The organism is Salmonella sp. SAL04202, assembly GCF_046550775.1.
Taxonomy (GTDB): Bacteria; Pseudomonadota; Gammaproteobacteria; order Enterobacterales; family Enterobacteriaceae; genus Salmonella; species Salmonella enterica.
Window position 1 is genome coordinate 64,861 of sequence record NZ_JBGDXK010000007.1, and the last position, 25,180, is coordinate 90,040.

The window sequence follows — 25,180 nt, forward strand, 5'->3', positions numbered from 1 at the left end:
AAATTATAACCTTCTTGATTTTGCCACCGCTGACAAAAATTGGCACCAAAAGAAAGATTTTGAAACCCTGTTTCACATTTCATGATTTCCAGGAATTCATCAACAGGCGGTTTCGGTTGGAGGCGTAAAAATCGGTTTTTTTCAGCGGATGCCGTAACGTTTATAACCCTGGAAAAAGTACGGCATTGATAATCATTTTCAATATCATTTAATTAACTATAATGAACCAACTGCTTACGCGGCGTTAACACTGTGCCGCTCGACAATAATGGAGATGATTATGAGTTATACACTGCCATCCCTGCCGTACGCTTATGATGCACTGGAACCGCACTTCGATAAGCAGACGATGGAGATTCACCACACCAAACACCATCAAACCTATGTCAACAACGCTAACGCGGCGCTGGAAAACCTGCCTGAGTTTGCTGACCTGCCGGTTGAAGAACTGATTACTAAACTGGATCAGGTGCCAGCGGACAAAAAAACCGTGCTGCGTAACAACGCGGGCGGCCACGCTAACCACAGCCTGTTCTGGAAAGGGCTGAAAAAAGGCACCACTCTGCAGGGCGATCTGAAAGCGGCTATCGAGCGTGACTTCGGTTCCGTTGACAACTTCAAAGCTGAATTCGAAAAAGCAGCAGCAACCCGTTTCGGCTCCGGCTGGGCGTGGCTGGTGCTGAAAGGCGACAAACTGGCTGTGGTTTCTACCGCAAACCAGGATTCCCCGCTGATGGGTGAAGCCATTTCCGGCGCTTCCGGCTTCCCGATCCTGGGTCTGGACGTGTGGGAACACGCTTACTACCTGAAATTCCAGAACCGCCGCCCGGACTACATCAAAGAGTTCTGGAACGTGGTGAACTGGGACGAAGCAGCAGCGCGTTTCGCCGCTAAAAAATAATTTGCATTGCACGACTGTAGAAGCGAGTCTGATGACTCGCTTTTTTTGTATCCGCGTAAGGAGCAGCAGATGCATTATCCGGTTGACGTGTTTATTGGCAAAATTCGTGACTATGACGGCAGCCGCCCGAGCGCTATCGCCAAAGTGCAGGCCGATGGCGAACTTATGCTGACCGAGCTGGGTCTGGCAGGCGATGAGCAGGCCGAAAAGAAAATCCACGGCGGCCCCGACCGCGCGCTATGCCATTACCCCCGCGAACACTATGCTGATTGGATTCGCCAGTTCCCCGAGCAGGCGACGCTGTTTTGCGCCCCGGCGTTTGGCGAGAATCTGTCGACGGACGGAATGACCGAACACAACGTGTTTATTGGCGACATCTACCGCTGGGGCGAGGCGTTGATCCAGGTCACTCAGCCGCGCTCTCCATGCTTTAAACTTAATTTCCACCTTGTCATCAGCGACATGGCCCTCCTTATGCAGAACAGCGGAAAAACCGGCTGGCTGTATCGGGTCATTGCGCCAGGTAAGGTCTCCAGCGATGCGCCGTTGGAACTGGCGTCGCGTCTGAGCGATGTCTCGGTTCATGAAGCGGGTGTTATCGCCTGGTCTATGCCGTTTGATGACGAACAATATCACCGGCTGTTGAGCGCCGCCGGGCTGTCGGCGAGCTGGAGCCGCACCATGCAGAAGCGTCGTTTGAGCGGCAAAATTGAAGATAGCGCCAGACGACTGTGGGGGGATAAAACTCCGCCAAAATGAAAGGAAGGATTATGACTGAAGCTGAAAATGCGGTGGCGATCGTAAAAGAATTTTTGGTGGCCTCGATGATTCCCGATGCTGAACGCGCCGCAACGTATATGCACCCGGAGGTGAAAATTACCTTCACCGGAGGCCGGGCAATGGCGGGCGCGGCAGATATCGCGCAGTTTAACGGCGCTCGCTACAAGTGGGTGAAGAAGGCGCTGGGCGAGTTTGATGCGGTGCAGCATGATGATTACGTTGTGATTTATTCCAACGGTACGTTGTATGGCGAATGGCCCGACGGTCGCCCGTTTGCCGATAACCGCTTTATCGACCGCTTCGAAGTGCGCGATGGCAAAATTACCCGGATGGACGTGTGGAATGACAGCGCCGAGTGGATTTTAGCGCCGGAAATCTCCCGATAGCGTGGTGCGTAGGCCGGATAAGCGTAGCGCCGTCAGGCTGTCAGGTGTACATTGCCGGATGACGGCGTTTGCCTTATTCCGCTGGTAACCTATTAATTATTCACAAAAGATATGTAAATTATGGACGCACATATTCTCGAGGCTTGTACGGAAGAAGTTAAGCACATCTTATTCGAAGAGTATCACCTCAAATCTATTGAGGAGCTTTGGGAGCGGTCTCTGGATGAGGAGTTTTTAGCTGAGTTGTATCAACAGTTTAAGTTCATAACGGAAAAGTATGGCGTGAATGGTGATGAATTGGACAGCATCCTTGATACGCTTTAAATGGTTAAGGCTCGGTAAGGGAAAGTATTACCGAGCCATGAATAACATTAGGTTCGCTTGTACAGCGGTAGCCACAGCGTGAGCCGCAACCCGCCGAGCGGGCTATCGTCAGCCTTAACCCAGCCGCGGTGCTGCTGCATGGCGCTTTCGACAATCGCCAGCCCCAGTCCGGTGCCGCCAGACTCGCGGTCGCGCGCCTCATCTGTGCGATAGAACGGACGGAAGATCTGCTCGCGGTCTTCAGGGCTGACGCCCGGCCCGTCGTCATCGACCGTGATCGTAATACCGTCTTTATCCACCGAGAAGCCGACTTCAATCTTCGTATGTGAATAGCGCAGCGCATTACGAACAATATTTTCCAGCGCGCTTTCCAGCGCGTTTGGGTTGCCATAGAGCGGCCACGGCCCCGGCGGATAATTTACCGTTAACGACTTGCCCATCTGTTCGGCTTCAAAGGCGGCGTTATCCAGCACTTCGCCCCATAGCTGATTGGCTTTCATCGTTTCGCTGACCAGCGCATTTTTCTGTTGGTTACGCGACATCACCAGCAGGTCATTGATCATGCTGTCCAGACGCTGCGCTTCGGTTTCAATACGCTCCAGCTCTTTGCTTTCGCCGCCACGACGACGCAGCAGCGCGGTACCCAGTTGCAGGCGCGTAAGGGGCGTTCGCAGCTCATGGGAGATGTCTGACAGCAAACGCTGCTGCGAGGTCATCATCCGTTCCAGCGCCGTCACCATCTGGTTAAAACTGGCGCCAGCGGCGAGGAACTCCTGCGGACCCGCCTCCAGCTCCGGATGCTGACGCAGGTTGCCTTGCGCCACTTCATCAGCCGCGTTTTTCAACTTACGCGCCGGTTTCGCCAGACTCCATGCCAGCCATAGCAAGAGCGGCGAACTGACCAGCATCGTGACAATGAGCAACAGAAGCGGGCGGTCAAACAGCAGATTAATAAAATCGGATTGCGAACTGCTGGCCGGTCGAATCAGGTAAAGCTGGTAATTATCCTCTCCGTCGCGAACGGAGAACGGCCCCACCATCTCTACGCGGCCATATTTTTTCTTCTGCGGATGATCGGCGTTATCCGCCTGACCAATGAAGTTACGAATGATCTGCATTTCGCTGCGTTCAGCGCCGATCACGCGTCCTTCAGAGGTCACCAGTAATAACCGCTGTCCAGGCGGCGCCCACTTATCGATCGCGCGGAACAGGCGACGCCACCACATCAGGTCGTTGGGCGGATCGTTCGCAAGTTCAGCTTCTACATGTTGCTCTATCATCAATCCCTGGCGCTGCTCGCTGTCCAGCAGCTCGGTCATCTGGCGTGAATCGAGCTTGGGCAACATCAGTACCAGCATTAGCACCAGCGCCAGCGTCAACCAGAAGATGGCGAAGATGCGCGCGGTTAAACTTCCTATCATGAAGCGGAAACCATCAGATAGCCGCGACCACGCAATGTTTTAAACCACGGGTGACCGTCTTTGCGTTCCGGCAGTTTGCGGCGCAGGTTAGAAATATGCATATCAATAGCGCGATCGAACGGCGTCAGGCGCTTACCCAGCACTTCCTGGCTTAAATGTTCACGGGAAACCACCTGGCCGAGGTGTTGCGCCAGCAAATAGAGCAGGGTGAACTCCGTACCGGTCAGCTCCAGCGTTTGGCCATCGAAACTGGCTTCCTGGCGGCCCGGATTAAGGCTTAGCGCATCAACTTCCAGCGTCGGCGAGCCGTTGTCGCTGCTCTGCTGCTGTTCGCTCCAGTGGGAACGGCGCAAAATAGCCCTGATGCGCGCTACCAGCTCGCGGTCGTTAAACGGTTTGGGTAAATAGTCGTCCGCGCCCAGCTCAAGGCCGAGAACGCGATCCAGCTCGCTGCCGCGCGCGGTCAGCATAATGACAGGCGTCTGGTGTGTCTGGCGAAGCGCTTTCAACGTATCGATACCGTTTTTCTTCGGCATCATGACGTCAAGCAAAAGTAAATCGATGCTGTCATCCAAAAGCTCAAGCGCCTGCTCGCCGTCGTGGGCCACCAGGACATTAAAACCTTCCATTTCGAGGAGCTCTTTTAACAGGGAAGTCAGCTCTCGGTCATCATCAACTAACAGGATTTTATTCATTGTTTACGTACCTCCGAGGCAGAAATTACGTCATCAGGCGTCGCTAATCCATGACTTTACGTTGTTTTACACCCCCTGACGCATGTTTGCAGCCCGAATCGTAAACTGTCTCTCGTTGAATCGCGACAGAAAAGATTTTGGGAGCAAGCGATGCGCAAAGTTACCGCTGCTGTTATGGCCTCAACGCTGGCATTCAGTTTTTTAAGCCACGCAGCTGAAGTTGTTACAAGCGATAACTGGCACCTCGGTGACGGGGCCACGCAGCGTAGCGCGCAAAATCATATGTTTGACGGCATAAGTTTAACCGAACATCAGCGTCAGCAGATGCGAGATCTTATGCAACAGGCAAGGCACGAACAGCCTCCTGTTAATGTTAGCGAAATGGAGACAATGCATCGGCTTGTCACCGCAGAAAAATTTGATGAAAGCGCTGTGCGCGCTCAGGCAGAAAAAATGGCGCAAGAGCAGGTTGCCCGCCAGGTCGAAATGGCCCGCGTGCGTAACCAGATGTATCGCCTGTTAACGCCGGAGCAGCAAGCGGTTTTGAATGAAAAGCATCAGCAACGAATGGAGCAACTGCGCGACGTGGCGCAATGGCAAAAAAGTTCATCGTTGAAATTATTGAGTAGTAGCAACTCACGTTCCCAGTAACAACCCTGTTTTCCTTGCCATAGACACCATCCCTGTCTTCCCCCACATGATGTGGGGGTTTTTTTTATCAAATACTTACATGCAATCAAAAGTAAAAACAGTTACTTATCGAAAGCTGTAAGGGTTTGGAGCGGTTTCAAAATTTCTTGAGTGTGGACACTATGTGGACACTCAGAGGGGGAAATTTATAACGTCACTCCGCCTTTTAGTGGATTCAGAGCGACGGCATTTTGCAGATAGTCAGGCGCAAGGTGCGCATAGGCCATCGTCTGCTGAATGCTCGCATGTCCCAGAATCTGTTGCAGTGCGATTATATTGCCCCCATTCATCATGAAATGGCTTGCGAATGTATGCCGCAGGATGTGGGTTGCCTGATTGGGTGGTATATCAGGTTTCACTCTGCGTAAAATCCCGCAAAATTTCTCATAATCAACTTTGAATAATTTGGCGCTGGCCTCCTCTTTAACTTTTTTCTCCAGTTCCTCAGAAATCGGCACGGTTCGCTTTTTACCGTTTTTGGTTTTCAGGAAGGTAACCCTGCAATTTGTAATCTGTGCTGGTTTTAGCGTGGCAACTTCCGTCCATCTTCCTCCAGTGCTCAGACATAAAAGCGCGACAAGTAAGTCATCACCAGCCAAAACATTTAACAGTTTTTCGATTTCTGCTTTTTCCAGGAACGTCATTTCAGGGTTGGCCTCCGCCAGTGGCGGCAGTCCGTGAATTGGGTGTTGCCCGGAAAATTCATCCAATTGAATTAATTTTGTGAACATGCCGGATAATCTGTACATGTCACGGTTTATCGTTGCGGCACTGATACCATCACGTAGTCGCATGGAACGATAATCCATCAAAGCCCTTTTACTCATCCTGCTCACTGGTATATCACCTATGCCGCTGATGGTTTTGAGTAGATGATTAAACTCTTTTGTTCCATGCTCGTGGTTTTGCCCGTGATATTTCCACCAGATGTCCAGCAACTCACTCAAAGTCCGGCGGTCTGCTCGCTGGCCTCCCCATTCTTTCTGACTGGCATTGGCGATTGTGTATCGCTCAAATGCTAGTGCTTCAGCTTTTCTTTCGAATTTCCTGCGGATGCGTTTTCCGTCGCGACCGCGAGGTCTAATGTCCACTTCATAGCGACCATCATCGAGCTTCTTAATTGCCATAAGAAAGCCCTCCGGCGCTGTATTCACCATCTTGGTAGCAAATGGTGAAAATGTAATCTTTATATAGAGTTAGCCAATCCTTTTCGCGGAGTGGTTGGACTCTGTTGACTCTGGCCCAATGTGCGCGAGAGCCGGTGCGATTTGTCCTGCGTCCGGCGCGGTTTTATCTGTCATAAGCCATAGAGCATATTTTTGGAATGTGGGATGCATAGTGATTTTTAGCAAAGCTGTGCCACCGGGTTCAAAGTTTCCTCCTTCATATTTTTTAAGTGTGCTTAGCGGTAACTCTATGATTTCACAGAATTTTGATTGGCTTAGCCCTTCAGCCTCACGCAAGGCCTTAATCTTTTCGCTTAATTTCATTTGACATGGTGCCTATATAGGGACTAAATTCCCTCAAAACTGGAACCTATATAGGTTCCATTGATTTGAGAATAAACCAGCGTCTAAACGGTTTTGAGTGGTTTAGAAAGAGCTGGATCCTATGAGGGTACCATATATGGACGCTGAAAATTATGTGATTCAGTATCCGCTTGATGCGGTTCATGTGGATAAATTTGCTGATTTATTAGGGAAGCCAAAGACAGCCGTCAGTGAAATGGTGAAGGCAAATAAATTACCAATTATTGAATTGCGTGATCCTTGCAAACCGAAGGCTCGTGCCGGTGAAAAATGGGTTTTCATTCCTGAGTTTAATCGCGCTGTACGTGAGGCGTTTTATAACCGACCGGTTGAACAGCGTGATGCATGGCTTTTGTGGATGGGGTTGTGATTATGAATGAGCCGCGTTGTATTGCTCAGTTATTGCGTAACGAAAGCCCCAGGGCGATTGACTTCACCATCACCCACGGTAAGGGGCGTAAGGGAATCATTATCCGCACCAAAAAACAGAGTCCGTTAAAGAAGGCTCTGACCTTTCTGAAAAGCCGGAGGGTCTGGAAATGACAGTGATGACGCTCAATCTCGTCGAAAAACAGCCAGCAGCTATGCGCCGGATAATTGGTAAGCATCTTGCCGTCCCTCGTTGGCAGGATACATGTGATTATTATAATCAGATGATGGAGCGCGAACGGCTAACAGTTTGCTTTCATGCGCAGTTAAAACAACGTCACGCAACGATGCGTTTTGAAGAAATGAACGACGTCGAACGTGAACGGCTGGTTTGTGCAATTGATGAATTGCGTGGGGCATTCTCAAAACGCCGTCAGGTTGGCGCAAGTGAGTATGCATATATTAGTTTTTTAACAGTCAGTCAGCGTCGTACTTTATTTATGCATGCCGGATTGACTGAAAAAGAATTCAATCAGCCATACTGGCGAATTAATGAAGAGTCATGTTACTGGCGTGATGCTTTATTCCGTGCATTACGTGAACTATTCAGTCTGTTTGAGTATGCACCGACAATTCTGACGTCGGTAAAACCAGAGCAATATTTGCATTAAATAATTAACCAGAGTTTTTAACGCACTTAATCGTGCGGGGCTTCTTTTTGCCTGGAGAAAGTCATGCATACAGTTTCTGAAAATCAGTGCGGTAAATACGCATTACTGCTGCAACAGGCCAGAACCGAAGCACAGGCCGACGCTGCGACGCGCTTTTCTTCTCATCTTGACGCCATGATTCGCCATATCACAAAGGCGGAGTTATCCCGCGTGGAGATAGTCGAGCTGCTCAGTCAGGAGTCGGAAAAATTTCACAATATCGGATTGTCTCGCGGGGAGGTGCTTTGATGTCCTGTTCTCATTCAGTTGTATTACTGAATAACGCCTTAAAAATCGCCGTTATGAAAAATGGCGATTTGTCTCTTATTCAACTTTGTCTTGATAAAGAAAAACGCGACATCACTGAATCTGTTATCGCGATTTATCAGAATGAATTAAACCTCCTGTCTGATGTGGTCAATTTACTTGTTAAACGCGCTGTATTCCACAAGCAAATTTCCTCAGTGGATGAACTGACAAAATTAACGACAGAACTTGCCAGTTATTGCGCTGATGTATCCAGGAAACTTAACGATAAAAGGAGCTGATAATGCCGGACAACGTAGATTTTATTCAGGAACAACAGGCTGAATTACTGGAGCGCCAGATTAACGCGGCAAGGGTAAAACATTGCGGTGCTTCTGCGCTGGTTTGCGAAGAGTGTGACGCGCCAATACCTGCTGCCCGTCGTGCGGCTTATCCGTCAGCCACGCGTTGTGTTTCCTGTCAGTCAGTCTTTGAAGCAAAAAACAAACATTACCGGAGAACGGCATGAGTATTCGTATTGAAATTGGCGAACGTTATGTCGTTACCAGTGACAGCTTCCAGTTTATTCTCCACGAGAAAAAGAGAGCGGAAAGCGGTAAAAACGCCGGTCAGGAATGGCTGGCGGTGGTTGGTTATTACCCGAAATTAAGCCAGCTCGTTTCCGGCCTGATGCATCACGATATTCTGACCGGAAGCGCAAAGTCTTTTGCTGATTTAAACGCGCAGGTTGAGCAACTCAGCAAGCGTTGTTCAGAGGCTTTTGGCTCATATGGCCGTTAAAGCCTCCGGGCGTTTTGTCCCTCCGTCAGCATTTGCTGCAGGCACCGGTAAGGCGTTTACCGGTGCTTATGCATGGAACGCGCCACGCGAGGCTGTCGGGCGCGAAAGACCCCTTACACGTGACGAGATGCGTCAGGTGCAAGGTGTTTTATCCACGATTAACCGCCTGCCTTACTTTTTGCGCTCGCTGTTTACGTCACGCTATGACTACATCCGGCGCAATAAAAGCCCGGTGCACGGGTTTTATTTCCTCACATCTACTTTTCAGCGTCGTTTATGGCCGCGCATTGAGCGTGTGAATCAGCGCCATGAAATGAACACCGACGCGTCGATGCTGTTTCTGGCTGAGCGTGACCACTATGCGCGCCTGCAGGGAATGAATGACAAGGAGCTGAAAAAGTTTGCCGCCCGTATCTCATCGCAGCTTTTCATGATGTATGAGGAACTCAGCGATGCCTGGGTGGATGCGCATGGCGAAAAAGAATCGCTGTTTACGGATGAGGCGCAGGCTCACCTCTATGGTCATGTTGCTGGCGCTGCACGTGCTTTCAATATTTCCCCTCTCTACTGGAAAAAATACCGTAAAGGACAGATGACCACGAGGCAGGCATATTCTGCCATTGCCCGTCTGTTTAACGATGAGTGGTGGATTAGTCAGCTTAAAGGCCAGCGTATGCGCTGGCATGAGGCGTTACTGATTGCTGTCGGGGAGGTCAATAAAGACCGTTCTCCTTATGCCAGTAAACATGCCATTCGTGATGTGCGTGCACGCCGCCAGGCAAATCTGGAATTTCTTAAATCGTGTGATCTCGAAAACAGGGAAACAGGCGAGCGCATCGACCTTATCAGTAAGGTGATGGGCAGTATTTCTAATCCTGAAATTCGCCGGATGGAGCTGATGAACACCATTGCCGGTATTGAGCGTTACGCCGCCGCAGAAGGTGATGTGGGGATGTTTATCACGCTGACCGCGCCGTCAAAGTATCACCCGACACGTCAGGTTGGAAAAGGCGAAAGTAAAACCGTCCAGCTAAATCACGGCTGGAACGATGAGGCATTTAATCCAAAGGATGCGCAGCGTTATCTCTGCCGTATCTGGAGCCTGATGCGCACGGCATTCAAGGATAATGATTTACAGGTCTACGGTTTGCGAGTCGTCGAGCCACACCACGACGGAACGCCGCACTGGCATATGATGCTTTTTTGTAATCCACGCCAGCGTAACCAGATTATCGAAATCATGCGTCGCTACGCGCTCAAAGAGGATGGCGACGAAAGAGGAGCTGCGCGAAACCGTTTTCAGGCAAAACATCTTAATCGGGGCGGTGCTGCGGGGTATATCGCGAAATACATCTCAAAAAATATCGACGGCTATGCACTGGATGAGCAGCTCGATAACGATACCGGCAGACCGCTGAAAGACACTGCAGCGGCTGTTACCGCATGGGCGTCAACGTGGCGTATCCCGCAATTTAAAACGGTTGGTCTGCCGACAATGGGGGCTTACCGTGAACTACGCAAATTGCCTCGCGGCGTCAGCATTGCTGATGAGTTTGACGAACGCGTCGAGGCTGCACGCGCCGCCGCAGACAGTGGTGATTTTGCGTTGTATATCAGCGCGCAGGGCGGGGCAAATGTCCCACGCGATTGTCAGACTGTCAGGGTTGCCCGTAGCCCGTCGGATGACGTTAACGAGTACGAGGAAGAAGTCGAGAGAGTGGTCGGCATTTACGCGCCGCATCTCGGCGCGCGTCATATTCATATCACCAGAACGACGGACTGGCGCATTGTGCCGAAAGTTCCGGTCGTTGAGCCTTTGACTTTAAAAAGCGGCATCGCCGCGCCTCGGAGTCCTGTCAATAACTGTGGAAAGCTCACCGGCGGTGACGTTCCGGTTATGACCCCTACACCGTCTGAGCATGCCGCAGCGGTGTTAAATCTTGTTGATGACGGGGTTATCGCATGGGATGACCCCGAAGTCGTGACGGCGCTCAAGGGCGCACTAAAACACGACGCGCCGCAGCAAAATCGCCAGCAAAGAAGCGGAGAGCCATTAAAACCGCATGACGTTGCCCCATCAGGCAGGCTGACTAAATCCGAACGCGCGCAAATACCGCGTATCCGCTTTGACCTTGCGCAGCGTGGCATCACCCCGAAGCGCTGGGAGCTTGAGGCGCTGGCGCGTGGTGCGACCGTGACATACGGCGGGCAGAGATTCACATATCCGGTCGCTGATGAGTGGCCGGGGTTTACTGGTATATCTGAATGGGGGTAATTGTGAGAAAAATCTGTGTGATTGTTGGGTGGATTGCTGGGCTGTGGCTTTTCTTTCTGCTTCTTGGTTGGGCGGGTGAACAAGACCGCAAAGACTGTGAGGAACGGATAGCAACAGAGCTGAAAACCACGGCTGTTTTTATAAACAATAAGTGCATGGTGAAGGGGTATGGTCGCTTTGACGGGAGGTGACCTATCTGACCCGAGCAAACGCCGCCGGTGCTGAAACTTGCTTTCAGTGCTGGCGGGGTTGAACAACGAGCCCCGCGAGGCGTTAGCCTGCCCCGTAGAGACCGCCCCACCCGGCACGATTAAAGCCGGTTTTTTTATGCCATTTTTCCGCGAATTTCCCGTTTTTAAGCCGTGCATGCAACAGGTGCATTGTTTTGCATGCGTCAGGCCTGCCCGTCTTGGCCGTGCGCCGCCAGTGCTGGCGCGGATCCAGAGTGGTCATGCAACTGCATTAAAACCGACCCATAAAGCGGGCAGGCGAGGCGGGGAAAGCACTGCGCGCTGGCGGTGGTGCTGATTTTATTTTTTCAGCGTCTGAGCGCGTCGTGAAGGTGTTTACTTGGCCTGCTGGGGCGTTGGTGTGTCTGCGGGGTGTTTTGTGCGGTGGTGAGCGTGTGAGGGCGTGATGACGTGCTGTAAAAAAGCCGCCCGCAGGCGGCGATGTTCAGCCGTTGTCAGTGTCCAGTGAGTAGTTTTTAAAGCGGATGACCTCCTGACCGAGCCAGCCGTTTATCTCGCGGATCCTGTCCTGTAACGGGATAAGCTCATTGCGGACAAAGACCTTTGCCACTTTCTCAATATCACCCAGCGACCCGACGTTCTCCGGCTTGCCCCCCATCAACTGAAAGGGGATGCGGTGTGCGTCCAGCAGGTCAGCGGCGCTGGCTTTTTTGATATTAAAAAAATCGTCCTTCGTCGCCACTTCACTGAGCGGGATAATTTTAATGCCGTCGGCTTTCCCCTGCGGGGCATAGAGAAACAGATTTTTAAAGTTATTGCGGCCTTTCGACTTAACCATGTTTTCGCGAAGCATTTCGATATCGTTGCGATCCTGCACGGCATCGGTGACGTACATGATGTATCCGGCATGTGCGCCATTTTCGTAATACTTTCGGCGGAACAGCGTGGCCGACTCATTCAGCCAGGCAGAATTAAGGGCGCTGAGATATTCCGGCAGGCCGTACAACTCCTGATTAATATCCGGCTCCAGCAGGTGAAACACGGAGCCGGGCGCGAAGGCTGTCGGTTCGTTGAAGGACGGCACCCACCAGTAAACATCCTCTTCCACCCCACGGCGGGTATATTTTGCCGGTGAGGTTTCCAGTCTGATGACCTTACCGGTGGTGCTGTAACGCTTTTCCAGAAACGCATTACCGAACACCAGAAAATCCAGCACAAAGCGGCTGAAATCCTGTTGTGAAAGCCACGGATGCGGGATAAATGTCGAGGCCAGAATATTGCGTTTGACGTAAATCGGTGAGCTGTGATGCACGGCAGCACGCAGGCTTTTTGCCAGACCGGTAAAGCTGACCGGCGGCTCATACCATCTGCCGTTACTGATGCACTCGACGTAATCCAGAATGTCACGGCGGTCGAGTACCGGCACCGGCTCACCAAAGGTGAATGCCTCCATTTTCGGGGCGCTGGCGGTCATTGTTTTCACCGCTGGCTGCGGTGTTTTCCCTTTTTTCTTGCTCATCAGTAAAACTCCAGAATGGTGGATGTCAGCGGGGTGCTGATACCGGCGGTGAGTGGCTCATTTAACAGGGCATGCATGGTCGCCCAGGCGAGGTCGGCGTGGCTGGCTTCCTCGCTGCGGCTGGCCTCATAGGTGGCGCTGCGTCCGCTGCTGGTCATGGTCTTGCGGATAGCCATAAACGAGCTGGTGATGTCGGTGGCGCTGACGTCATATTCCAGACAGCCACGGCGGATGACGTCTTTTGCCTTGAGCACCATTGCGGTTTTCATTTCCGGCGTGTAGCGGATGTCGCGCGCGGCGGGATAGAACGAGCGCACGAGCTGGAACACGCCGACACCGAGGCCGGTGGCATCAATACCGATGTATTCGACGTTGTATTTTTCGGTGAGTTTGCGGATGGATTCCGCCTGGGTGGCAAAGTCCATGCCTTTCCACTGGTGACGCTCAAGTATTCTGAATTTGCCACCGGCCACCACCGGCGGTGCCAGTACCACGCATCCGGCGCTGTCGCCACGGTGTGACGGGTCGTAACCAATCCATACCGGACGTGAGCCGAACGGATTGGCGGCAAACGGCGCATAGTCTTCCCATTCTTCCAGCGTGTCGACCATGCAGCGTTGCAGCTCCTCGAACGGGAACACCGACGCCTTGTCGTCAACAAATTCACACATGAACAGGTTTTTAAAATCGTCGGCGCTGTTTTCGCGTTTGAGCTGTTCAATGTCGAACAGCGTGCAGCCGCCTTTCAGGGCGTCCTCAATGGTGACAATCTGCCGCCACTGACCGTCCGCACAGAGAAGCCCTCCGGCAAGGGCGTTATGACTGACGTCGATCTCCACGCGTTCAGCGGCGCTGGCGCGTCCCCGGTTGAACAGTTCACCCGACCAGAACGGGTAGGCGTCGTGCGCCAGCGTGGACGGGGTGGAGAAATAGGTCGAGCGCAGGTGACTCTGTGAGGCCATACCTGATGCCACCTTACGCAGTACCTGAAAATTCGGGATCCAGAAAATCTCGTCGACGTACAGGTCGCCGTTATGGCTCTGCGCGGTGTTGGAGTTGGTGCCGAGAAAAATCAGTTTTGCGCCGTTATTGCCCAGGACAATCGGGTCACCGGTCAGGTCAACGTCAACCAGCCGGGCAAAGGCGATGATGTATTCGCGGAATACATACGCCTGCGTTTTACTGGCCGACAGAAAAATCTGGTTATGACCGGTTTTCAGGGCACGCAGCAGCGCCTCGCGGGAAAAATAAAACGTCGCGCCAATCTGGCGGGATTTCAGGATATCGCGGATGCGGTGCTCAAGCCCGGCGCGATACCAGTGCAACTGATAGTCGAAAGACTGCTCAAAGAAAATCTGCTCCAGCTTTTCGATGGCCTCGTCACTGAAAAAATTCTTTTTCGGTTTGCGACGCCCGCCTTTGTTGCGGTTAGCGACGTTCGGATTAAGGTCTGCCTCGTTGCCGGTCTGACTGTAACGGTTTACCCGTGCCAGTCGTTCAATCTGGCGTCCCAGAAGGTCAATTTCCTTGAAGTCACCGCCGGTTTTCTGCGGTTTGATGATGAGCTGGGTCAGCCGCGCTTCCAGGCTCATTTCGACACGGCTGATGGGGGCAACGCTGTCCCAGCCGTCGCGCTGTTTCCAGCTCTGCACCGTCGGGCGTTTCATCTGCAACATGGCGGCAATCTGCGGCACGGAAAACCCCTGCCAGTACAGCAGCGCCGCCTGACGACGCGGGTCGTGTAAAAGAGTGGTGTCTGTGGTGATGGTCATGAATACCTCGCCGTGATGAATACACGGCAAGGCTACTGAGTCGCGCCCCGCGATTCGCTAAGGTGCTGTTGTGTCAGTGATAAGCCATCCGGGACTGATGGCGGAGGATGCGCATCGTCGGGAAACTGATGCCGACATGTGACTCCTCTAATCACTATTCAGGACTCCTGACAATGGCAAAAAAAGCATCAAAATTCTTTCGTATCGGCGTTGAGGGTGACACCTGTGACGGGCGTGTCATCAGTGCGCAGGATATTCAGGAAATGGCCGAAACCTTTGACCCGCGAGTCTATGGTTGCCGCATTAACCTGGAACATCTGCGCGGCATCCTGCCTGACGGTATTTTTAAGCGTTATGGCGATGTGGTCGAACTGAAGGCCGAAAAGATTGACGATGATTCGGCGCTGAAAGGCAAATGGGCGCTGTTTGCGAAAATCACCCCGACCGATGACCTTATCGCGATGAACAAGGCCGCGCAGAAGGTCTATACCTCAATGGAAATTCAGCCGAACTTTGCCAATACAGGCAAATGTTATCTGGTGGGTCTGGCCGTCACCGATGACCCGGCAAGCCTCGGCACGGAATACCTGGAATTCTGCCGCACGGCAAAACACAACCCCCTGAACCGCTTCAAATTAAGCCCTGAAAACCTGATTTCAGTGGCAACGCCTGTTGAGCTGGAATTTGAAGACCTGCCTGAAACCGTGTTCACCGCCCTGACCGAAAAGGTGAAATCCATTTTTGGCCGCAAACAGGCCAGCGATGACGCCCGTCTGAATGACGTGCATGAAGCGGTGACCGCTGTTGCTGAACATGTGCAGGAAAAACTGAGCGCCACTGAGCAGCGCCTTGCTGAGATGGAAACCGCCTTTTCCGCACTTAAGCAGGATGTGACTGACAGGGCGGATGAAACCAGTCAGGCATTCACCCGCCTGAAAAACAGTCTCGACCACACCGAAAGTCTGACCCAGCAGCGCCGCAGTAAAGCCACCGGCGGTGGCGGTGACGCCCTGATGACGAACTGCTGACCGGCGTCAGTCAGTCCGGGAAAACCTTCACGATTAACCCTTAATTTCAGGAAAAACTATGCGCCAGGAAACCCGCTTTAAATTTAATGCCTACCTGTCCCGTGTTGCCGAACTGAACGGCATCGACGCCGGTGATGTGTCGAAAAAATTCACCGTTGAACCGTCGGTCACCCAGACCCTGATGAACACCATGCAGGAGTCCTCTGACTTTCTGACCCGCATCAACATTGTGCCGGTCAGCGAAATGAAAGGGGAAAAAATTGGTATCGGTGTCACCGGCTCCATCGCCAGCACCACCGACACCGCCGGTGGCACCGAGCGTCAGCCGAAGGACTTCTCGAAGCTGGCGTCCAACAAGTACGAATGCGACCAGGTTAACTTCGATTTTTATATCCGCTACAAAACGCTGGACCTGTGGGCGCGTTATCAGGATTTCCAGCTCCGTATCCGTAACGCCATTATCAAACGCCAGTCCCTTGATTTCATCATGGCCGGTTTTAACGGCGTGAAGCGTGCCGAAACCTCTGACCGCAACAGTAATCCGATGCTGCAGGATGTGGCGGTCGGCTGGCTGCAGAAATACCGCAATGAAGCCCCGGCGCGCGTGATGAGCAAGGTCACTGACGAGGAAGGTCACACGACCTCTGAGGTCATCCGCGTGGGTAAGGGCGGTGATTATGCCAGCCTTGATGCACTGGTGATGGATGCGACCAACAATCTGATCGAACCGTGGTATCAGGAAGACCCTGACCTTGTGGTGATAGTGGGACGTCAGTTACTGGCGGACAAGTATTTCCCCATCGTTAACAAGGAGCAGGACAACAGCGAAATGCTGGCCGCTGACGTCATCATCAGCCAGAAACGCATCGGTAACCTGCCAGCGGTACGCGTCCCGTACTTCCCGGCGGATGCGATGCTCATCACGAAGCTGGAAAACCTGTCCATCTACTACATGGATGACAGCCATCGCCGCGTGATTGAGGAAAACCCGAAACTCGACCGCGTGGAGAACTACGAGTCAATGAACATTGATTACGTGGTGGAAGACTACGCCGCCGGTTGTCTGGTGGAAAAAATTAAGGTCGGTGATTTCTCCACACTGGCTAAAGCGACCGCAGAGCCGGGAGCGTAACCGATGACGAGTCCCGCACAGCGCCACATGATGCGGGTCTCGGCAGCGATGACCGCGCAGCGGGAAGCCGCCCCGCTGCGACATGCAACTGTCTATGAGCAGATGCTGGTTAAGCTCGCCGCAGACCAGCGCACACTGAAAGCGATTTATTCAAAAGAGCTGAAGGCCGCGAAAAAACGCGAACTGCTGCCGTTCTGGTTGCCGTGGGTGAACGGCGTGCTGGAGCAGGGCAAAGGTGCACAGGATGACATTCTGATGACGGTCATGCTGTGGCGTCTGGATACCGGCGATATTGCCGGTGCGCTGGAGATTGCCCGTTATGCCCTGAAGTACGGTCTGACCATGCCGGGTAAACACCGCCGTACCCCGCCGTACATGTTCACCGAGGAGGTAGCGCTTGCGGCCATGCGCGCTCACGCTGCCGGTGAGTCTGTGGATACCCGCCTGCTGACGGACACCCTTGAACTGACCGCCACGGCTGACATGCCTGATGAAGTGCGCGCAAAGCTGCACAAAATCACCGGTCTGTTTCTGCGTGACGGTGGTGATGCCGCCGGTGCGCTGGCTCACCTGCAACGTGCGACACAGCTCGACTGTCAGGCAGGCGTCAAAAAAGAGATTGAACGACTGGAGCGGGAGCTGAAACCGAAGCCGGAGCCGCAGCCCAAAGCGGCCACCCGCGCCCCGCGTAAGACCCGGAGCGTGACACCGGCAAAACGTGGACGCCCGAAAAAGAAAGCCAGTTAACAACCGAATGCGCCCCGCGCCAGGGCGGCACGCCGGTCAGTGTGGGTGAATCACCTGACGCTGTACCGGCGTCCACCGCCCGACTTTTCTGAGGTAGTCATGATGACGCTGATTATTCCGCGAAAGGAGGCTCCCGTGTCCGGTGAGGGTACGGTGGTCATCCCGCAACCGGCAGGCGACGAGCCGGTGATTAAAAACACGTTCTTTTTTCCCGATATCGACCCGAAGCGCGTCCGGGAACGTATGCGCCTTGAGCAGACCGTCGCCCCCGCCCGTCTGCGTGAGGCCATCAAGTCAGGCATGGCGGAAACAAATGCGGAGCTGTACGAGTACCGCGAACAGAAAATTGCCGCCGGTTTTACGCGTCTGGCGGACGTCCCGGCGGACGACATCGACGGTGAAAGCATCAAAGTTTTTTACTACGAGCGCGCCGTGTGTGCGATGGCGACCGCGTCGCTTTATGAGCGTTACCGCGGCGTGGATGCCAGTTCGAAAGGCGACAAGAAGGCTGACAGCATTGACAGCACCATTGATGAACTGTGGCGGGATATGCGCTGGGCGGTGGCGCGTATCCAGGACAAGCCGCGCTGCATCGTGAGTCAAATCTGATGAAGACCTTTGCGCTACAGGGCGACACGCTCGACGCCATCTGTGTCCGGTATTACGGGCGCACTGAGGGCGTGGTTGAGACCGTGCTCGCCGCAAATCCGGGACTGGCTGAACTGGGTGCGGTGCTGCCGCATGGCACCGCCGTCGAACTGCCCGACGTTCAGACCGCGCCCGTGGCTGAAACTGTCAATCTGTGGGAGTAACGCATGACAGCAGAAGAAAAAAGCGTCCTGTCGCTTTTCATGATTGGGGTGCTGATTGTTGTCGGCAAGGTGCTTGCCGGTGGTGAACCCATCACCCCGCGTCTGTTTATCGGGCGCATGTTGCTCGGTGGTTTTGTCTCGATGGTTGCCGGTGTTGTTCTGGTGCAGTTTCCTGACCTGTCACTGCCTGCGGTGTGCGGTATCGGCTCCATGCTGGGTATCGCCGGTTATCAGGTGATTGAGATTGCCATTCAGCGCCGTTTTAAGGGCAGGGGGAAACCGTAATGCCGGTAATTAACACGCATCAGAATATCGCGGCCTTTCTCGACATGCTGGCCGTGTCCGAAGGGACGGCGAATCATCCGCTGACGAAAAACCGGGGCTATGACGTGATAGTCACCGGACTGGACGGGAAGCCGGAAATTTTCACTGACTACAGTGACCACCCGTTCGCGCATGGCCGACCGGCGAAGGTGTTTAACCGTCGCGGTGAAAAATCCACGGCCTCCGGTCGCTATCAGCAGCTTTACCTGTTCTGGCCGCACTACCGCAAACAGCTTGCCCTGCCGGATTTCAGTCCGTTGTCACAGGACAGGCTCGCCATTCAGTTGATCCGCGAACGCGGTGCACTGGATGACATCCGGGCGGGACGCATTGAGCGCGCCATTTCACGCTGTCGCAATATCTGGGCGTCCCTGCCGGGTGCCGGTTACGGTCAGCGTGAGCATTCACTGGAAAAACTGGTCACCGTCTGGCGTACCGCTGGCGGTGTACCGGCTTAAACGGAGTAAACACCATGAAGAAATTATCCCTTTCACTGATGCTGAATGTGTCGCTGACGCTGATGCTGGCACTGTCCCTGATTTACCCGCAGAGCGTGGCCGTCAGTTTTGTCGCCGCCTGGGCGATTCTGGCGACGGTTATCTGTGTGGTTGCCGGTGGTGTCGGCGTGTATGCCACGGAGTATGTACTGGAACTCTACGGGCGGGAGCAGCCACCGGAATCGCTGGCCGTGAAGATTGTCTCGTCGCTGTTTTTGCAGCCGGTGCCGTGGCGCAGACGGGCGACGGCTCTGGTGGTGATGGTGGCGACGTTTGTCTCGCTGATTGCTGCCGGGTGGATTTTTACCGCGCTGATTTATCTCATGGCGTCGCTGTTCTTCCGGTTGGTACGTACGGCCTGCCGTCAGCGTTTTGAGGGGCGGGAACCATGTCAAAGCTGATGACTGTGCTGGTTGTGTTGTTATCGCTGGCGGTGGCGGGGCTGTTTCTGGCGAAGCATGAAAACGCCAGCCTGCGCGCCTCGCTGGACAGGGCGAATAACGTCGCCAGTGAACAGCAGGCGACCATCACCATGCTGAAAAATCAGCTTCATGTTGCCATCACCAGGGCAGACAAAAACGAGCTGGCGCAGGTGGCACTGCGTCAGGAACTGGAAAACGCCGCGAAGCGTGAAGCACAGCGCGAGAAAACCATCACGAGGTTACTGAATGAAAACGAGGATTTTCGCCGCTGGTATGGCGCTGACCTGCCTGATGCTGTGCGCCGGTTGCACCAGCGTCCGGCCTGCACCGACGCCAGTGATTGTCGCCAACGCCTGCCCGAAAGTGAGTCTTTGCCCGATGCCGGGCAGTGACCCGCAGACGAACGGCGATTTAAGTGCCGATATCCGGCAGCTTGAGAACGCGCTGGCACGCTGTGCCAGCCAGGTAAAAATGATTAAACACTGTCAGGACGAAAACGATGCTCAAACCCGACAGCCTGCGCAGGGCGCTGACTGATGCCGTCACGGTGCTGAAAACCAGTCCCGAGATGCTGCGGATATTCGTGGATAACGGGAGTATTGCCTCCACACTGGCGGCGTCGTTGTCATTTGAAAAGCGTTACACGCTCAATGTCATTGTGACCGACTTTACCGGTGATTTTGACCTGCTCATCGTGCCGGTGCTGGCGTGGCTGCGGGAAAATCAGCCCGACATCATGACCACCGACGAAGGCCAGAAAAAGGGCTTCACGTTTTATGCAGACATCAACAATGACAGCAGCTTTGATATCAGCATCAGCCTGATGCTGACCGAGCGCACGCTGGTCAGTGAGGTGGACGGCGCGCTGCATGTGAAGAATATCCCGGAACCTTCGCCGCCGGAGCCGGTCACCCGCCCGATGGAGCTGTATATCAATGGCGAACTGGTGAGCAAGTGGGATGAATGAGTTTAAGCGTTTTGAAGACCGGCTGACCGGACTGATTGAGTCGCTGTCACCGTCAGGGCGTCGGCGACTGAGTGCCGAACTGGCGAAACGTCTGCGGCAGAGTCAGCAGCGTCGGGTGATGGCTCAGAAAGCCCCGGACGGCACACCCTACGCGCCACGCCAGCAGCAGAGCGCCAGAAAAAAGACTGGTCGTGTTAAGCGAAAAATGTTTGCGAAACTTATCACCAGTCGTTTTTTGCATATCCGCGCCAGCCCGGAACAGGCATCAATGGAGTTTTACGGCGGGAAGTCACCGAAAATCGCCAGTGTGCATCAGTTCGGTCTGTCGGAAGAAACCCGGAAAGACGGTAAGAAAATTGATTATCCGGCGCGTCCTCTGCTCGGCTTTACCGGTGAGGATGTGCAGATGATTGAAGAGATTATCCTGGCTCACCTCGACCGTTAGTTGTGCCATTCCCGACACCTCATCGTCACATTGCCGCCGGTATGACCCGGCGGCATCCTTCCCGTTATGAACACTCTCGCAAATATTCAGGAACTCGCGCGCGCACTGCGCAACATGATACGCACCGGCATTATCGTCGAAACCGACCTTAACGCCGGTCGCTGCCGTGTGCAGACCGGCGGCATGTGCACCGACTGGCTTCAGTGGCTGACCTGTCGTGCCGGGCGTTCGCGCACATGGTGGGCACCTTCCGTGGGGGAGCAGGTGCTGATTCTGGCCGTGGGCGGTGAACTTGACACGGCGTTTGTTCTGCCGGGGATTTATTCCGGCGATAACCCCGCGCCGTCTGCGTCGGCGGATGCCCTGCATATCCGTTTCCCTGACGGGGCGGTGATTGAATATGAACCCGAAACCAGTGCACTCACGGTAAGCGGAATTAAAACGGCCAGCGTGACGGCTTCTGATTCTGTTACTGCCACGGTACCGGTGGTCACGGTGAAAGCGTCAACCCGTGTCACTCTGGACACACCGGAAGTGGTCTGCACTAACAAACTGACTACCGGCACGCTGGAAGTGCAGAAGGGCGGGACGATGCGCGGCAACATTGAACACACCGGCGGTGAACTCTCATCAAACGGTAAGGTACTGCATACCCACAAACACCCCGGCGACAGCGGCGGCACAACCGGGAGTCCTTTATGACAGCGCGTTATCTCGGAATGAATCGCAGTGATGGCCTGACGGTCACTGACCTTGAGCATATCAGCCAGAGTATCGGCGATATCCTGCGCACACCGGTCGGCTCACGGGTGATGCGTCGTGATTACGGCTCGTTGCTGGCGTCAATGATTGACCAGCCGCAGACTCCGGCGCTTGAGTTGCAGATTAAGGTCGCCTGTTACATGGCAGTGCTGAAATGGGAACCCCGCGTCACCCTGTCATCCGTCACCACGGCGCGCAGTTTTGACGGGCGAATGACGGTCACGTTAACCGGTCAGCACAACGACACCGGCCAGCCACTTTCGTTAACCATCCCTGTGAGTTGAAACCATGCCGATTATCGACCTGAACCAGCTACCCGCACCGGATGTGGTCGAGGAGCTGGACTTTGAAACCATTCTCGCCGAACGCAAGGCGACACTGATTTCCCTTTACCCGGAAGACCAGCAGGAGGCGGTCGCCCGTACCCTGACGCTGGAATCTGAGCCTCTCGTCAAACTGCTGGAGGAAAATGCTTATCGTGAGCTTATCTGGCGTCAGCGTGTGAATGAGGCCGCACGGGCTGTGATGCTGGCCTGTGCAGCCGGTAATGACCTTGATGTGATTGGTGCCAATTACAACACCACGCGCCTGATTATCACTCCGGCAGATGATTCGACTATCCCGCCGACACCGGCAGTGATGGAATCTGACACCGATTATCGTCTGCGTATTCAGCAGGCGTTTGAAGGTTTAAGCGTCGCCGGGTCGGTGGGTGCCTATCAGTATCATGGCCGCAGTGCCGACGGGCGTGTCGCGGATATCTCTGTCACCAGTCCGTCTCCGGCCTGCGTCACTATCTCTGTGCTGTCACGTGAAAATAACGGTGTCGCATCCGAAGACCTGCTGGCCGTGGTGCGTAACGCCCTTAATGGCGAGGACGTCAGGCCGGTGGCTGACCGTGTGACCGTGCAGTCTGCCGCCATCGTTGAATACCAGATAAACGCCACGCTGTATCTTTACCCTGGTCCAGAAAGCGAACCCATCCGCGCCGCCGCCGTGAAAAAACTGGAAGCGTATATCACGGCACAGCACCGGCTGGGGCGCGATATCCGTCTGTCTGCCATTTATGCCGCTTTGCATGTGGAAGGCGTGCAGCGTGTCGAACTGGCTGCACCGCTGGCCGACATCGTGCTCAACAATACGCAGGCGTCTTTCTGTACTGAATACCGCGTCGTGACCGGAGGCTCGGATGAGTGATTCGCGCCTGCTGCCAACCGGCTCATCGCCGCTTGAAGTTGCCGCCGCAAAAGCCTGTGCGGAAATTGAAAAAACGCCGGTCAGTATTCGTGAGCTGTGGAACCCGGACACCTGCCCGGCAAATCTGCTGCCGTGGCTGGCGTGGTCATTTTCGGTTGACCGCTGGGATGATAAGTGGCCGGAAGCGACAAAACGCGCTGTTATCCGCGATGCGTATTTCATTCACTGCCATAAGGGCACTATAGGCGCAATCCGGCGTGTGGTGGAGCCGCTCGGCTATCTGATTGAGGTGAGGGAGTGGTGGCAGCTCAACGAGGAGCCGGGGACGTTCCGTATCGTTGTTGGCGTGCTTGAGCAGGGTATTACCGAGGAAATGTATCAGGAGCTGGAGCGCCTCGTTGCTGATGCAAAACCGGCAAGCCGCCATCTGACGGGACTGGCTATCAGTTTAAGTACAACCGGCAACATTTTTGCCGGTGCGGGATGCTATCACGGCGACGCCCTGACGGTTTATCCCTACACCCCGGAGGCCATTATTGTCGGAGGGGATTATTTCCCGGCCTCGGCCATTCATTTAATTGATAACCTGAGAGTAAACGCATGACAGTGAAATACTACGCCATTCTGACTAATCAGGGCGCAGCACGGCTGGCTAACGCGACGATGCTCGGCAGTAAGCTGAATCTGACGCAAATGGCCGTTGGTGATGCGAATGGTGTCTTGCCGACACCAGACCCGGCACAGACAAAACTGATTAACCAGAAACGCATCGCGCCGCTGAATCTTCTGAGTGTTGACCCGAACAACCAGAGCCAGATTATTGCGGAGCAAATCATCCCTGAGAACGAGGGCGGATTCTGGATCCGTGAGATTGGGCTTTATGATGATGAAGGCGTACTCATTGCGGTGGCGAACTGCCCGGAAACGTACAAACCGCAGTTGCAGGAAGGCAGTGGTCGTACCCAGACTATCCGCATGATTCTGGTTGTCACGAATACCGAAGCTATCACGCTGAAAATCGACCCGTCGGTGGTACTGGCGACCCGTAAATACGTGGATGATGAAGTCCTGGAATTAAGGCTGTATGTGGATGACCAGATGAGCAAACACATTGCCGCACAGGACCCTCATACCCAGTATGCGCAGAAACATAATCCGACATTTACCGGAGAACCAAAAGCGCCGACGCCTGCCGCAGGAAATAACACCACGCGGATTGCGACCACTGAGTTTGTTCAGGCTGCTATTACCGCTCTGATTAACGGCGCGCCAGCCACGCTGGACACACTGAAAGAAATTGCCGCGGCCATTAACAATGACCCGAAATTCAGCACCACCATTAACAATGCGCTGGCAGGTAAACAACCGCTGGACAATACGCTGACTCATTTGAGTGGAAAGGATGTTGCCGGTCTTCTCGCATACCTTGGTTTAAACGAAACCCTTAATCCGTCAAAACGCGTCAGTATTGGTACGCTGGGAACTGGGCCGTTTGATGGTTCAAAACCTGCAATCAACATCGGTGATTCAGATAGTGGTTTTGTGTTCGAGTCAGACGGGGTTATTGGTGTTTATGCGAACAGTCAGAAAATCGCTGAACTCACTAACACTGAATTTAAGATTATTGGCAATGCGAGTCTGGTAAATGGCGCATTGCTTCTTGGTGGCCTGACACATTTCCTCAGGCATACCGCCGCTGATGATGCGGGGTTTGGCGGTAATAATGTTGAAATTGGTTCGTGGAATGGTATCGGCCTGACGTGTACTTATGACTGCACCACACGTATTTATTTCAATACGCGAACGGGAGAAATTGGGCTGAGAGGAGATTTAAAAGCTGACGGCAATGTTCGCAGTGGTAATGCCTGGCTTGACCAGACGGGGAATCTTCAGGGCAGTGCCTGGGGGACTGGAATCGGCTTAAAGGCGTATTTAGAAAATACATTCAACAAGAAAAATACGGCAAGTCTGGATACAAACGGCTGGCATCGCGATGAGTCCACTGGATTGATTACGCAGTGGGGACTCATCGCCGGTGCAAACGGGACGTACAATTTCCCACGAGGATTCCCAAATCAGTGCTTTGCCGTTCTGGTCACCAATACGAGCGCCCAGGGCAGCGGTGTGGATAACGCATTTGGATATCCATTAAGTAATAGCCAGTTCTTTGCATCGAACAAAAATGATGGTGGAAACGTTAGTCCATATCCGGTGGCATTTATGGCTTTTGGGAGATAG

At 53.7% G+C, this 25,180-nt stretch carries 36 protein-coding genes; 30 read left to right on the forward strand and 6 right to left on the reverse strand.

The window, feature by feature from the left end:
* Positions 1–280: 280 nt before the first annotated feature.
* The 4 genes from sodA to ACLJQJ_RS21160 all read left to right on the forward strand — a co-directional run bounded on the left by sodA (position 281) and on the right by ACLJQJ_RS21160 (position 2,391).
* Positions 281–901, forward strand: a complete 621-nt coding sequence (gene sodA, locus ACLJQJ_RS21145; protein ID WP_000122632.1) for a superoxide dismutase [Mn] — start codon at positions 281–283, stop codon at positions 899–901.
* Positions 902–970: 69 nt separating this feature from the next.
* Positions 971–1,660, forward strand: a complete 690-nt coding sequence (yiiM, locus tag ACLJQJ_RS21150; protein ID WP_063809155.1) for a 6-hydroxyaminopurine reductase — start codon at positions 971–973, stop codon at positions 1,658–1,660.
* Between the two features lie 11 nt (positions 1,661–1,671).
* Positions 1,672–2,067 (forward strand): nuclear transport factor 2 family protein, encoded by a 396-nt coding sequence (locus ACLJQJ_RS21155; protein WP_000133442.1) that lies wholly within the window; start codon positions 1,672–1,674, stop codon positions 2,065–2,067.
* Between the two features lie 120 nt (positions 2,068–2,187).
* A complete protein-coding gene (locus tag ACLJQJ_RS21160; RefSeq protein WP_000338672.1) occupies positions 2,188–2,391 on the forward strand; it encodes a hypothetical protein in 204 nt (67 codons plus the stop codon).
* A 47-nt stretch (positions 2,392–2,438) separates the two neighbouring features.
* On the opposite strand, the gene cpxA is transcribed toward ACLJQJ_RS21160, so the two are convergent.
* Together cpxA and cpxR are read right to left on the reverse strand one after the other, a co-directional pair.
* Positions 2,439–3,812 carry an envelope stress sensor histidine kinase CpxA gene (gene cpxA / locus ACLJQJ_RS21165; protein WP_000580402.1) on the reverse strand — a complete coding sequence of 458 codons (1,374 nt, stop codon included), beginning with the start codon at positions 3,810–3,812 and terminating at the stop codon, positions 2,439–2,441.
* Positions 3,809–4,507: an envelope stress response regulator transcription factor CpxR gene (gene cpxR / locus ACLJQJ_RS21170; RefSeq protein WP_001033731.1), complete on the reverse strand. Its 699-nt coding sequence runs from the start codon at positions 4,505–4,507 to the stop codon at positions 3,809–3,811. Before cpxR ends, cpxA begins: the two co-directional genes overlap by 4 nt.
* 150 nt (positions 4,508–4,657) lie before the next feature.
* On the opposite strand from cpxR, the gene cpxP reads away from it, so the two are divergent.
* A complete protein-coding gene (gene cpxP, locus ACLJQJ_RS21175; protein ID WP_063809154.1) occupies positions 4,658–5,158 on the forward strand; it encodes a cell-envelope stress modulator CpxP in 501 nt (166 codons plus the stop codon).
* Positions 5,159–5,343: 185 nt separating this feature from the next.
* Here cpxP and ACLJQJ_RS21180 read toward each other — a convergent pair whose 3' ends face one another.
* Positions 5,344–6,324, reverse strand: coding sequence for a tyrosine-type recombinase/integrase (locus ACLJQJ_RS21180; protein ID WP_000985246.1), 981 nt, complete (start codon positions 6,322–6,324; stop codon positions 5,344–5,346).
* A gap of 69 nt (positions 6,325–6,393) precedes the next feature.
* Complete coding sequence (locus ACLJQJ_RS21185; protein ID WP_000777029.1) at positions 6,394–6,687, reverse strand: helix-turn-helix domain-containing protein; 294 nt, start codon at positions 6,685–6,687, stop codon at positions 6,394–6,396.
* 136 nt (positions 6,688–6,823) lie between these two features.
* On the opposite strand from ACLJQJ_RS21185, the gene ACLJQJ_RS21190 reads away from it, so the two are divergent.
* The 8 genes from ACLJQJ_RS21190 to ACLJQJ_RS21225 all read left to right on the forward strand — a co-directional run bounded on the left by ACLJQJ_RS21190 (position 6,824) and on the right by ACLJQJ_RS21225 (position 11,127).
* The gene (locus ACLJQJ_RS21190; protein WP_001308179.1) at positions 6,824–7,096 is read left to right on the forward strand and encodes a Cox family DNA-binding protein; all 273 of its coding nucleotides are present in this window, start codon (positions 6,824–6,826) and stop codon (positions 7,094–7,096) included.
* Between the two features lie 2 nt (positions 7,097–7,098).
* Complete coding sequence (locus ACLJQJ_RS21195; protein WP_001005162.1) at positions 7,099–7,269, forward strand: hypothetical protein; 171 nt, start codon at positions 7,099–7,101, stop codon at positions 7,267–7,269.
* Positions 7,266–7,766, forward strand: coding sequence for a hypothetical protein (locus tag ACLJQJ_RS21200; protein WP_000217670.1), 501 nt, complete (start codon positions 7,266–7,268; stop codon positions 7,764–7,766). The genes ACLJQJ_RS21195 and ACLJQJ_RS21200 overlap by 4 nt, the downstream gene beginning before the upstream one ends.
* 63 nt (positions 7,767–7,829) lie before the next feature.
* Positions 7,830–8,054, forward strand: a complete 225-nt coding sequence (locus tag ACLJQJ_RS21205) for a DUF2732 family protein (protein ID WP_000557703.1) — start codon at positions 7,830–7,832, stop codon at positions 8,052–8,054.
* Positions 8,054–8,353 (forward strand): DUF5405 family protein, encoded by a 300-nt coding sequence (locus ACLJQJ_RS21210; protein WP_001277898.1) that lies wholly within the window; start codon positions 8,054–8,056, stop codon positions 8,351–8,353. The genes ACLJQJ_RS21205 and ACLJQJ_RS21210 overlap by 1 nt, the downstream gene beginning before the upstream one ends.
* 2 nt (positions 8,354–8,355) lie before the next feature.
* On the forward strand, positions 8,356–8,580 hold the full coding sequence (locus tag ACLJQJ_RS21215) for a TraR/DksA C4-type zinc finger protein (protein ID WP_001113264.1): 225 nt from the start codon (positions 8,356–8,358) through the stop codon (positions 8,578–8,580).
* Positions 8,577–8,852: a DUF5405 family protein gene (locus ACLJQJ_RS21220; protein ID WP_000027664.1), complete on the forward strand. Its 276-nt coding sequence runs from the start codon at positions 8,577–8,579 to the stop codon at positions 8,850–8,852. Before ACLJQJ_RS21215 ends, ACLJQJ_RS21220 begins: the two co-directional genes overlap by 4 nt.
* Complete coding sequence (locus ACLJQJ_RS21225) at positions 8,842–11,127, forward strand: replication endonuclease (protein ID WP_198895297.1); 2,286 nt, start codon at positions 8,842–8,844, stop codon at positions 11,125–11,127. The genes ACLJQJ_RS21220 and ACLJQJ_RS21225 overlap by 11 nt, the downstream gene beginning before the upstream one ends.
* 675 nt (positions 11,128–11,802) lie before the next feature.
* Here ACLJQJ_RS21225 and ACLJQJ_RS21230 read toward each other — a convergent pair.
* On the reverse strand, positions 11,803–12,837 hold the full coding sequence (locus ACLJQJ_RS21230; RefSeq protein WP_000038188.1) for a phage portal protein: 1,035 nt from the start codon (positions 12,835–12,837) through the stop codon (positions 11,803–11,805).
* On the reverse strand, positions 12,837–14,609 hold the full coding sequence (locus ACLJQJ_RS21235) for a terminase ATPase subunit family protein (protein ID WP_000156861.1): 1,773 nt from the start codon (positions 14,607–14,609) through the stop codon (positions 12,837–12,839). Before ACLJQJ_RS21235 ends, ACLJQJ_RS21230 begins: the two co-directional genes overlap by 1 nt.
* 173 nt (positions 14,610–14,782) lie before the next feature.
* Between ACLJQJ_RS21235 and ACLJQJ_RS21240 the strand changes: the two genes are divergently transcribed.
* The 17 genes from ACLJQJ_RS21240 to ACLJQJ_RS21320 all read left to right on the forward strand — a co-directional run bounded on the left by ACLJQJ_RS21240 (position 14,783) and on the right by ACLJQJ_RS21320 (position 25,180).
* Positions 14,783–15,637: a GPO family capsid scaffolding protein gene (locus ACLJQJ_RS21240; protein WP_001074420.1), complete on the forward strand. Its 855-nt coding sequence runs from the start codon at positions 14,783–14,785 to the stop codon at positions 15,635–15,637.
* Positions 15,638–15,695: 58 nt separating this feature from the next.
* Positions 15,696–16,769: a phage major capsid protein, P2 family gene (locus ACLJQJ_RS21245; protein ID WP_001248595.1), complete on the forward strand. Its 1,074-nt coding sequence runs from the start codon at positions 15,696–15,698 to the stop codon at positions 16,767–16,769.
* A gap of 3 nt (positions 16,770–16,772) precedes the next feature.
* The gene (locus tag ACLJQJ_RS21250) at positions 16,773–17,516 is read left to right on the forward strand and encodes a terminase endonuclease subunit (protein ID WP_000203444.1); all 744 of its coding nucleotides are present in this window, start codon (positions 16,773–16,775) and stop codon (positions 17,514–17,516) included.
* A gap of 99 nt (positions 17,517–17,615) precedes the next feature.
* Positions 17,616–18,125 (forward strand): head completion/stabilization protein, encoded by a 510-nt coding sequence (locus ACLJQJ_RS21255; RefSeq protein ID WP_000988638.1) that lies wholly within the window; start codon positions 17,616–17,618, stop codon positions 18,123–18,125.
* Positions 18,125–18,328 carry a tail protein X gene (locus ACLJQJ_RS21260; RefSeq protein WP_000846409.1) on the forward strand — a complete coding sequence of 68 codons (204 nt, stop codon included), beginning with the start codon at positions 18,125–18,127 and terminating at the stop codon, positions 18,326–18,328. Before ACLJQJ_RS21255 ends, ACLJQJ_RS21260 begins: the two co-directional genes overlap by 1 nt.
* A gap of 3 nt (positions 18,329–18,331) precedes the next feature.
* A complete protein-coding gene (locus ACLJQJ_RS21265; RefSeq protein WP_000123123.1) occupies positions 18,332–18,613 on the forward strand; it encodes a phage holin family protein in 282 nt (93 codons plus the stop codon).
* The gene (locus tag ACLJQJ_RS21270) at positions 18,613–19,110 is read left to right on the forward strand and encodes a glycoside hydrolase family 104 protein (RefSeq protein WP_001144101.1); all 498 of its coding nucleotides are present in this window, start codon (positions 18,613–18,615) and stop codon (positions 19,108–19,110) included. Before ACLJQJ_RS21265 ends, ACLJQJ_RS21270 begins: the two co-directional genes overlap by 1 nt.
* Before the next feature lie 14 nt (positions 19,111–19,124).
* Complete coding sequence (locus ACLJQJ_RS21275; RefSeq protein ID WP_001749230.1) at positions 19,125–19,550, forward strand: DNZ54_00345 family protein; 426 nt, start codon at positions 19,125–19,127, stop codon at positions 19,548–19,550.
* Positions 19,538–19,963, forward strand: a complete 426-nt coding sequence (gene lysB, locus ACLJQJ_RS21280) for an Rz-like lysis system protein LysB (protein ID WP_001697717.1) — start codon at positions 19,538–19,540, stop codon at positions 19,961–19,963. The genes ACLJQJ_RS21275 and lysB overlap by 13 nt, the downstream gene beginning before the upstream one ends.
* Positions 19,845–20,108 carry an Rz1-like lysis system protein LysC gene (lysC, locus tag ACLJQJ_RS21285; RefSeq protein WP_223228211.1) on the forward strand — a complete coding sequence of 88 codons (264 nt, stop codon included), beginning with the start codon at positions 19,845–19,847 and terminating at the stop codon, positions 20,106–20,108. Before lysB ends, lysC begins: the two co-directional genes overlap by 119 nt.
* On the forward strand, positions 20,071–20,538 hold the full coding sequence (locus ACLJQJ_RS21290) for a phage tail protein (protein WP_001749231.1): 468 nt from the start codon (positions 20,071–20,073) through the stop codon (positions 20,536–20,538). The genes lysC and ACLJQJ_RS21290 overlap by 38 nt, the downstream gene beginning before the upstream one ends.
* Positions 20,531–20,983 carry a phage virion morphogenesis protein gene (locus ACLJQJ_RS21295; RefSeq protein WP_001001786.1) on the forward strand — a complete coding sequence of 151 codons (453 nt, stop codon included), beginning with the start codon at positions 20,531–20,533 and terminating at the stop codon, positions 20,981–20,983. The genes ACLJQJ_RS21290 and ACLJQJ_RS21295 overlap by 8 nt, the downstream gene beginning before the upstream one ends.
* A gap of 66 nt (positions 20,984–21,049) precedes the next feature.
* Positions 21,050–21,685: a phage baseplate assembly protein V gene (locus tag ACLJQJ_RS21300; protein ID WP_001093697.1), complete on the forward strand. Its 636-nt coding sequence runs from the start codon at positions 21,050–21,052 to the stop codon at positions 21,683–21,685.
* Entirely contained in the window at positions 21,682–22,029 is a 348-nt protein-coding gene (locus ACLJQJ_RS21305) for a GPW/gp25 family protein (RefSeq protein ID WP_000127163.1), read from the forward strand. The genes ACLJQJ_RS21300 and ACLJQJ_RS21305 overlap by 4 nt, the downstream gene beginning before the upstream one ends.
* A gap of 4 nt (positions 22,030–22,033) precedes the next feature.
* Positions 22,034–22,942 carry a baseplate assembly protein gene (locus tag ACLJQJ_RS21310; RefSeq protein WP_001121473.1) on the forward strand — a complete coding sequence of 303 codons (909 nt, stop codon included), beginning with the start codon at positions 22,034–22,036 and terminating at the stop codon, positions 22,940–22,942.
* A complete protein-coding gene (locus ACLJQJ_RS21315) occupies positions 22,935–23,546 on the forward strand; it encodes a phage tail protein I (protein ID WP_001285340.1) in 612 nt (203 codons plus the stop codon). Before ACLJQJ_RS21310 ends, ACLJQJ_RS21315 begins: the two co-directional genes overlap by 8 nt.
* Entirely contained in the window at positions 23,543–25,180 is a 1,638-nt protein-coding gene (locus ACLJQJ_RS21320; protein ID WP_198895296.1) for a phage tail protein, read from the forward strand. Before ACLJQJ_RS21315 ends, ACLJQJ_RS21320 begins: the two co-directional genes overlap by 4 nt.